The following is a 7972-nucleotide window of genomic DNA, read 5'->3' as shown; positions in this document are numbered from 1 at the left end:
CCCCCCCTCGGGCCGGTCCGTGGGGGGGAGACGGACCGGCCCGAGGGGGGGTTTCCACCATAACCCTTCGTGAGTGATGCTGCGTGCATCGGCGTGCCACAACTACTCTGCGGAGTCGGACGACAGCGCGAGGGTGAGTGTGGAAGCGTTCATTCAGGGTGTGATCGAGGGGTGATCATGGCTGAATCGCGACCGATTCCAAGGGGAAGAGAAGGAATCCTGATGGATTCATGAGGTTCGCGCATTCTTGTGCGACTCTCGGGGAGAGAAGATGGAGCGCGCCCATGTGGGTGAAGCGCCCCCGGAACGCCCGCTTGACGGACGACCGCCGTCACGGTCGGCGCGGCAGCTGGTTCACGGCACCGCGCAGCCCCCTCCACTGCACGGTGCCGTCCCGCGCAGCTTTGCTCACGCGAATTACCTTGGTCTGAACCTACGCGGGAGAGGTCATCCAAGCCAAGTCGTGAGCGATAACGATGTGGACACCAGGGAGGGAACGGGCGTGCGCGAGGTGCCGACGCCGGGCGGCGGCGGACGCCCCCTCACCCGGACGGCTCACACGCAGGCGCCCCGAAGTGCCGTTGTCCCCGGTCGAAGTTGGCGAATGGGAAGGCCGCGAGCATGGCTTCCGGGGCGCAGGACCGGCTAGGCGTCCGTCGGCTTGCGGGCCTCGAAGAGGTGCCGGGCGCTGTGGGCGACGAAACACCCCTCGCTCCGGATCCGCTCGTGGAGGGAGCGCAGCTGGGGCAGATACGCGTCGACGGTGAAGCCGGGCACCATCCAGACGACCTTCTTCAGGAAGTGCACGACGGCGGCGATGTCGTAGAACTCCATCCGGAGCCGCTCGGCCCGCAGCTCCACGATCTCCAGTCCCGCCGCCTCGGCGTCGGCGCGCTCGCGTCGCGGTTCCCGGCCGGCGCGGACCTCGTCCGGCAGGGGGCCGGTGAAGTGCTCGACGAGCTCGAAGACGCTGGCGGGCCCCACGTGCTGGGCGAAGTAGGTGCCGCCGGGCCCGAGCACGCGGGCGATCTCCGTCCAGTGCGCCTGGACCGGGTGCCGACTGGTGACCAGGTCGAAGGCCCCGTCCGCGAAGGGCAGCGGCGCGTCCTCCGGGCAGGCGACGACCACTGCCCCGCGCGGGTGCAGCCGGGCGGTGGCCTTGGCGACGTTCGGCGGCCACCCTTCGGTGGCGACGGTTAGCCGGGGCAGCCGCGGGGCGGAGTCCAGCACCTCGCCGCCCCCGGTCTGGATGTCCAGCGCGGCCGACGCCCGCCCCAGCCGCTCGGCCATCCCCCGCGCGTACCCCCACGAGGGCCGGGCCTCGGTGGCCCGCCCCTCGAACCACGAGAAGTCCCACCCCTCGGTGGGCACGGCATCGCCTTCGGCGACGAGCTCTTCGAACGTGGGGGAGGGGAGGTCGGCCATGGGCAGGGATTCTGCCGAGGGGGTGCCCGGGACGCGAGCGCTTTTCCGTGGGCCCGCACCCCGGTGCGCCGGGCGGCCTGCGCGCTGAAGGGCCCGCAGGCCACCTTCAGGGACGCGGGGAACCGCGCGGCCAACCACGACGTACCCGCGGACGCCGACGCACCCCGCACCCCCGACCCCCCGAGGCGCGGCGGCCTAGTCGCAGAGAATCGACTCCGCCTCCAGCGTGACCCCCACCGCCTCGATCACCGACGCGATCTTGAACGCCTCCTGCACGGTCTCCCGGTCGACCCCGGCCTTCCGCAGGATCTGCTCGTGCGAGTCGAGGCACAGCCCGCACCCGTTGATCGCGGACACCGCGAACGACCACAGCTCGAAGTCGACCTTGTCGACCCCGGGGTTGCCGAGCACGTTCATCCGCAGCCCGGCCCGCAGATTGCCGTACTCGTGGTCCGAGAGCAGATGCCGCGTCCGGTAGAAGACGTTGTTCATCGCCATCACCGCCGCCGCGGACTTCGCCGCCGTGTAGGCCTCGGGCGACAGGTTCGCCCTGGCCTCCGGCGCGAGCTCCCGCAGCACCACCGCCGACCGCGAGGCGATCGCCGTGGCGAGCACGGTGCCCCACAGCTGCTGGGCGGGCAGCTCGGAGTTGCCGATGACGGACCCCAGATTGAGACGGAGGTCCTTGGCGTAGTCCGGTATCGCGGACTTCAGAGCGTCGAGGGACATGGCGGCCTCACTCCCCGGCCAGCAGCTTGACGGGGTCCAGTGTCTCGTCGCCCTTGCTCCAGTTGCACGGGCAGAGCTCGTCGGTCTGCAGGGCGTCCAGGACCCGCAGGACCTCCTTGGGGTTACGGCCCACCGACCCGGCGGTCACCATGGCGAACTGGATCTCGTTGTTCTGGTCCACGATGAACACCGCGCGCTTGGCGAAGCCCTCCTCGTCCTCGATGCCGAGGTCCCGCATCAGCTCGTGCCGGGAGTCGGCCATCATCGGGAACGGCAGGTCGCGCAGGTCGTCGTGGTCCTTGCGCCAGGCGTGGTGGACGAACTCGGAGTCGCCGGAGAAGCCGAGGACCTGGGCATCGCGGTCGGCGAACTCGTCGTTCAGCTTGCCGAACGCGGCGATCTCGGTGGGACACACGAAGGTGAAGTCCTTGGGCCACGCGAACACGATCTTCCACTGACCCTCGTAGGTCTTGTGGTTGATCCGCGCGAACTCCTTGCCCTTCTCCAGCGAGACGCAGGCCATCAGATCGAACTCGGGGAACTTGTCACCGACAGTGAGCACAGGCTCTCCTTGCAACGCGAAAACACCCCTTGGACCAGGGGTTTCCGGCGGGTTGGACGATCACGATGGTGGCACAGGGTGCATTGATCAATGAAATAGCTACACTCGGTCGGGTTGATCGAATGCAGTTATCAGTGACATTCAGTGAAAGGTGGGGTCATAGGTGCGGCCTTCCGTGAACGGCGCCGTCCGTCGCCGGCCCAGCCTCTCCCAGTTGCGGGCCTTCGCGGCCGTCGCCGAGCATCTGCACTTCCGGGACGCCGCGACCGCGATAGGGATGAGCCAGCCCGCTCTGTCCGGCGCCGTCTCCGCGCTGGAGGAGGCGCTGGGCGTGACGCTGGTCGAGCGGACCACCCGCAAGGTGCTGCTCTCGCCCGCCGGCGAGCGACTGGCCGTACGGGCGCGGGCGGTGCTGGCGGAGGTGGCGGCGCTGATGGAGGAGGCCGAGGCGGTGCGGGCGCCCTTCACCGGGGCGCTGCGCCTGGGGGTGATCCCCACGGTGGCGCCGTATCTGCTGCCGACGGTCCTCAACCTCGTCCACGAGCGCTACCCGGACCTCGATCTCCAGGTCCACGAGGAGCAGACCGCGAACCTGCTCGACGGCCTCACCACCGGCCGTCTCGACCTGCTGCTCCTCGCCGTGCCGCTGGGGGTCCCCGGCGTCACCGAACTGCCCCTGTTCGACGAGGACTTCGTGCTCGTCACCCCGCTCGGCCATGAACTGGGCGGCCGACAGGGCATCCCCCGCGAGGCGCTGCGCGCACTGAACCTGTTGCTGCTCGACGAGGGCCACTGCCTGCGCGACCAGGCCCTCGACATCTGCCGGGAAGCCGGCCGCGACGACGTCCCCGTCACCACGACCGCAGCCGGTCTCTCCACCCTCGTCCAGCTCGTCGCCGGCGGACTCGGGGTGACCCTGCTGCCGCGTACCGCCGTGACGGTGGAGACCAGCCGGAACCCCCAGCTGCTGACGGGACGCTTCGCGCACCCGGCACCGAGCCGCCGCGTCGCCCTGGCCATGCGGACAGGGGCGGCGCGGGGGGCCGAGTACGAGGAACTGGCCGCAGCGCTCGGACAAGCGCTGCGGCCGTTGCCGGTCCGGGTGCTGTGACCGCACCTCGCGAAGGTCCGGGTGCGGCCACAGAACCCGGCGGAGGCACTGGGGCCGTGGCCGCACCCCGCGGACATGGGCCCGACTACTCGGTGCGGAGCCCCTCCGGCCGCATCATCCTCAGCAGCGGCGGCATGCTCAGGGCCGTGACCAGGACGACGACACCCGCGCCGATGCCGGTCATCGACAGCACGCTCGCCCAGTCGACGCCCACCTCGACGTTCGTCATCTTCAGCAGGACGGCGCCGAGGGTCAGGCCGACCGCCAGGGCGAGGACGAGGCCGAGGGCGATCGGGATCGCCGTCTGCCACAGCACGGACAGCCCGAGGGTGCGGCGGCGGGTACCGAACGCGACCAGCGCGGACAGCAGCTTCCTGCGTTCCCTCAGCTGTTCCAGCTGGGAGACGAGGAGGCTCGCGCCGATCAGAACGAGTACGGCGGTCGCGCCGACCATCAGCCCGGTGCGGATGTCCGTGAACTGCTCCGCCTGCTGGGTCGTTTCCCACTCCCAGGTCCGGATGAGCGGATCGATCGCCACGGCCGCGTTGCGCACCTCGTCGAGCGCGTCCGGGACTGCCGGGTCCGTCCGTACGAACACGGTGCTGGAGAAGTCCGACTCGGTCTTCGCGGGCAGGGCGCCCGGGGTCACCATCAGCCCCGCCGACCCGGGCCGCAGGGAGTCGGGGCGCTCGGTCACTTTCCTCATCCCGGCCGGCAGCTTCCAGGCGATCTCGGCGCCTGCCTCCTCCCCGCTCCAGGACGGGTCGAAGTACACGGTGCGGCCCGCCGTGGCGAGGTTCGCCGATGTCGGGTCGGCCCGGTCGGGCGCCACGAAGACGTCGCCGTCGTGGCACGAGGGGATCCTCGCGAGCTCGCGCAGCGCGGCGCAGTCGCCGACGGTCACCCCCAGCCACCGCTCGGGGTCCTTGGCCGCGTCGGACACCTCCGTCGTGGACAGTGCCGCGGTGGCCGCCGCGCCCTTGGCCCGGCTCAGTTTCTCCCCGACGGCGATCATCGAACCGTCCTGCGGGAGGGCCAGCTCCAGCCGGGCGCGGCTGGTGTCCTTGCCGGTCGACGCCGTGAACCGGCTCTCGATCCCGGCGAACAGCATCTGCAGGGCGATCGCGCCGGCCACCGCCACCGCGATGCCGTTGACCATGCGGGCCGCCGAGCCGCTGCTCAACTGGAGTCGGCGGACGGCGAGCTGCCAGGAGACCGCGCCGGAGCCGAGCCGGGCGACGAACGCCTCGACGACCCAGGGCAGCAGCGCCGTGATGCCGAAGAGGAGCAGGACGACACCGCCGATCACCAGGTACTCGTTGAACTCGCCGTTCTCCGAGCCCTGGCCGAGCATCGGGTAGAGCAGGGCGAGACCGCCGAGCGGCAGCAGCAGCCGCCACCAGAGCCTGCGGCGGGCCGGCTTGGCCGTGCGCACCACACCGAGGGGTTCGATGACGACGCCGCGCAGCGCGAACAGCGTGACGAGGACGGCGGCGGCCGGCACGGCGAGCGCGACCAGCAGCGCCAGACCGGGGGAGGGGTTGAGGTCGCTGGGGAACACACTGACGCCGAACACCTCGACCGAACCGGCGACCTCCCTGCCGATCAGGAAGAACCCGGTCCCGAAGAGAAGCCCCAGCACGGACCCGGCGAGGGCCTCGCCCGCCGCGATCCGACGGGTCATCCGGCTGTCGGAGCCGACCAGCCGAAGCGCCGCGAGCCTGCGGTCGCGCCGCTCGCCGCCGAACCGTACGGCCGTGGCGATGAAGACGGCGACCGGCATCAGCAGCACCACGAAGACGACCACGGTGAGCAGCAGCAGGATCGGGTCGACCTCCTCCTCGGGCTGGTCCGTCGACGCACCGAAGCGGTCGATACGGGCCACCACCGAGCCGTCGAGCCGCTCGGCGAGCCCCTTGCCGCCGGCGTAGTAGGTGAGGTCGCCCGAGCCGATGAGCCCGGCCTGGCCGACGGTCCCCACCGTCTTGTACGGCAGCCGCTCGCGCAGCAGCTTCCCGGCGTCGGAGCGCAGCAGTTCGGAGAGGGCGGGGGAGACGACCATCTCGCCGGGAGCGGGGAACTTCGCGACCCCCGGCGGCAGCGGCGCGTCGGCGCCCTCGGGTTCGAGGAGCCGGCCGCGGATCTCCTGGTACCGGTACTCGGTGTCCGTGTCGGCGATGAGCAGACTTCTGTCGGTCGGCTTGGACGTGGTGTTGTTCTCGAGGTAGCCGATGCCCCGGTCCTGCCGGGCCTCCTCGCGGGCGTCCCGCGCGGACAGCACGTTCGGCACGGCCGTGGTGAGCAGGAGCAGCGCCACCCCGAGGCCCACACCGAACGCGGTGAGCACGGCGCGCACCCATCCCTCACGGCCGCCGGTGAAGGTGAACCGCACACCCATCGCCAGGTCCCGGTACCACTGGCCGACCACGGCGGACCTCATATGACGCGCTCCATGTCCCGCGATTTCCCGTCCCGTACGACGATCTCGCGGTCGGAGTACGCGGCCACCCGCGCCTCGTGCGTGACCAGGACGACCGCCGCGTTGGTGGAGCGGGCGGCCTCCGTGAGCAGCTCCATCACCCGCTCGCCGTTCAGCGAGTCGAGCGCGCCGGTGGGTTCGTCCGCGAACAGCACCCGCGGGCCGGTGACCAGCGCCCGGGACACGGCGACCCGCTGGCCCTGACCGCCGGAGACCTCGCCGGGACGCTTGCGGGCGAGGTCGTCGACCTCAAGACGTGCCATCCAGGACAGCGCCGTCCGCTCGGCCTCCTTGCGGGAGGTGCCGTTCAGCCGCAGCGGCAGCGCCACGTTCTCCACACAGGTCAGCTCGGGCACCAACTGGCCGAACTGGAAGACGAACCCGAAGTCGCTGCGGCGGAGCGCGCTGCGCTGGGCGTCGTTCATGGTGGCCATCTCACGGCCGTTGTAGGTGATCGACCCGGAGTCGGGCGGCACGATCCCGGCGAGACAGTGCAGCAGGGTCGACTTGCCGGATCCGGAGGGCCCCATCACCGCGACGACCTCGCCGGGGTGGATGGAGAACCCGGCGCCGTCCAGCGCGGTGGTCGGGCCGTACGCCTTGCGCAGATCGGTCGCGACGAGCAGGGAGCCGGCGGGCGGCGGGGTCATCGGGTCACCACCTCGGCCAGCTTGCCCAGTCGGGCGGCGGTCAGCTCCAGCCATCGCAGGTCGGCCTCCAGGTGGAACAGGGCGTGGTCGCAGATCAGTTGATCGGCGAGGTCGCCCTTGCGTTTGCGGTCGGTGAGGATGCGCATCATGCGCAGGTGCTCGGAGCGCTGGGTGTCGAGGATGTCCGCCGCGTCCCGGTGGGTGAGCAGGGCGAGCACGACCTTCGTGTAGAGGGTCGACTGCAGGTACGGCTCCGGCTTCTCCGGCGTCGCGAGCCACCGCTGGACGTCGGTGATGCCCGCCTCGGTGATCGCGTACCGCTTGCGCTCGGGACCGCCGCCGGGCTCGATGCCGTCGACCTCGACCAGGCCGTTCTTCAGCAGCCGGGACATCGTCGAGTAGACCTGGCCGTAGTGCAGGGGCCGGTCATGACCGAACTTCTCGTCGAAGGCCCGCTTCAGGTCGTAACCGTGTCGGGGCCCGGACTCCAGGAGTCCCAGGAGTGTGTGACCGATGGACATGACACGACTGTACACACCGCGTATACACACCACGTATACCTGCGGTGTATAGGTCGCGACGGCCGGTGGATCCGCCGCAGGTCACGCGCGAATGTCACGGTTCTGTCACCGCTGCGGCCCGCAACTCGTGGGCCTGCTGGGGCAACCATCGGGCCTGCTGGAACGTCCGTTCCGGTGGGACGAGGTATGTGACCGTCCGTTGCGCGTGCGCATTGTCACGCCGGACGAGGCCCTATCGACTCCTCTTTGTCACAGTCCTCGGTGTTAGCTTGCTGAGCTGGCATTGACCTGAGTGACGTACGAGACCGAGCAGAGGCGGAGCGGACCGGAGTCATGGGACGAGCGGAAGAAAGACGAGCGCGGCAACGCGGCGGTCGCCGCGCGGCGCCCAAGCGCTCGTCCGGTGATGAGGCAGGGACGACCGCGGTCATAGAGCCGCCCGCGGGGGGCGGACGGGCTGCCGCCCGGGCCGCTGCCAAGGGCGGCAAGGGCGGC

General features: G+C 70.7%; 7 protein-coding genes. 1 reads left to right on the top strand and 6 read right to left on the bottom strand.

Translation table 11 applies throughout. The features are described from left to right. Positions 1–645: 645 nt before the first annotated feature. The 3 genes from AOK15_RS28120 to AOK15_RS28110 form a co-directional block, all read right to left on the bottom strand. A complete protein-coding gene (locus tag AOK15_RS28120) occupies positions 646–1425 on the bottom strand; it encodes a class I SAM-dependent methyltransferase (protein WP_055521157.1) in 780 nt (259 codons plus the stop codon). 195 nt (positions 1426–1620) lie between these two features. Continuing rightward, positions 1621–2154, bottom strand: a complete 534-nt coding sequence (locus AOK15_RS28115) for an alkyl hydroperoxide reductase (RefSeq protein ID WP_055521156.1) — start codon at positions 2152–2154, stop codon at positions 1621–1623. Between the two features lie 7 nt (positions 2155–2161). Next, complete coding sequence (locus tag AOK15_RS28110) at positions 2162–2716, bottom strand: peroxiredoxin (protein WP_055521155.1); 555 nt, start codon at positions 2714–2716, stop codon at positions 2162–2164. A gap of 163 nt (positions 2717–2879) precedes the next feature. Between AOK15_RS28110 and AOK15_RS28105 the strand changes: the two genes are divergently transcribed. Further along, positions 2880–3827, top strand: coding sequence for a LysR substrate-binding domain-containing protein (locus AOK15_RS28105; RefSeq protein WP_079058752.1), 948 nt, complete (start codon positions 2880–2882; stop codon positions 3825–3827). Positions 3828–3912: 85 nt separating this feature from the next. Here AOK15_RS28105 and AOK15_RS28100 read toward each other — a convergent pair whose 3' ends face one another. From AOK15_RS28100 to AOK15_RS28090, 3 genes are read right to left on the bottom strand one after another with little or no spacing between them, the layout of a single operon-like run. Then, positions 3913–6267 (bottom strand): ABC transporter permease, encoded by a 2355-nt coding sequence (locus AOK15_RS28100; RefSeq protein WP_055521153.1) that lies wholly within the window; start codon positions 6265–6267, stop codon positions 3913–3915. Beyond that, on the bottom strand, positions 6264–6956 hold the full coding sequence (locus tag AOK15_RS28095; RefSeq protein WP_055521152.1) for an ABC transporter ATP-binding protein: 693 nt from the start codon (positions 6954–6956) through the stop codon (positions 6264–6266). The genes AOK15_RS28100 and AOK15_RS28095 overlap by 4 nt, the downstream gene beginning before the upstream one ends. Continuing rightward, positions 6953–7477 carry a PadR family transcriptional regulator gene (locus AOK15_RS28090; RefSeq protein ID WP_055521151.1) on the bottom strand — a complete coding sequence of 175 codons (525 nt, stop codon included), beginning with the start codon at positions 7475–7477 and terminating at the stop codon, positions 6953–6955. The genes AOK15_RS28095 and AOK15_RS28090 overlap by 4 nt, the downstream gene beginning before the upstream one ends. Positions 7478–7972: the final 495 nt, after the last annotated feature.

Origin of the sequence: Streptomyces ossamyceticus, assembly GCF_001418475.1 — a bacterium.
GTDB classification, from domain to species: Bacteria; Actinomycetota; Actinomycetes; order Streptomycetales; family Streptomycetaceae; genus Streptomyces; species Streptomyces ossamyceticus.
Note: the sequence above shows the minus strand (reverse complement) of the source record. Positions and strands in the feature narration are given on the sequence as shown.

Bases quoted from the DNA above. Each gene is read 5' to 3' on its own strand.
- AOK15_RS28090 (WP_055521151.1), bottom strand. From the start codon at position 7,477: ATGTCCATCGGTCACACACTCCTGGGACTCCTGGAGTCCGGGCCCCGA.
- AOK15_RS28115 (WP_055521156.1), bottom strand. From the start codon at position 2,154: ATGTCCCTCGACGCTCTGAAGTCCGCGATACCGGACTACGCCAAGGAC.
- AOK15_RS28095 (WP_055521152.1), bottom strand. From the start codon at position 6,956: ATGACCCCGCCGCCCGCCGGCTCCCTGCTCGTCGCGACCGATCTGCGC.
- AOK15_RS28120 (WP_055521157.1), bottom strand. From the start codon at position 1,425: ATGGCCGACCTCCCCTCCCCCACGTTCGAAGAGCTCGTCGCCGAAGGC.
- AOK15_RS28100 (WP_055521153.1), bottom strand. From the start codon at position 6,267: ATGAGGTCCGCCGTGGTCGGCCAGTGGTACCGGGACCTGGCGATGGGT.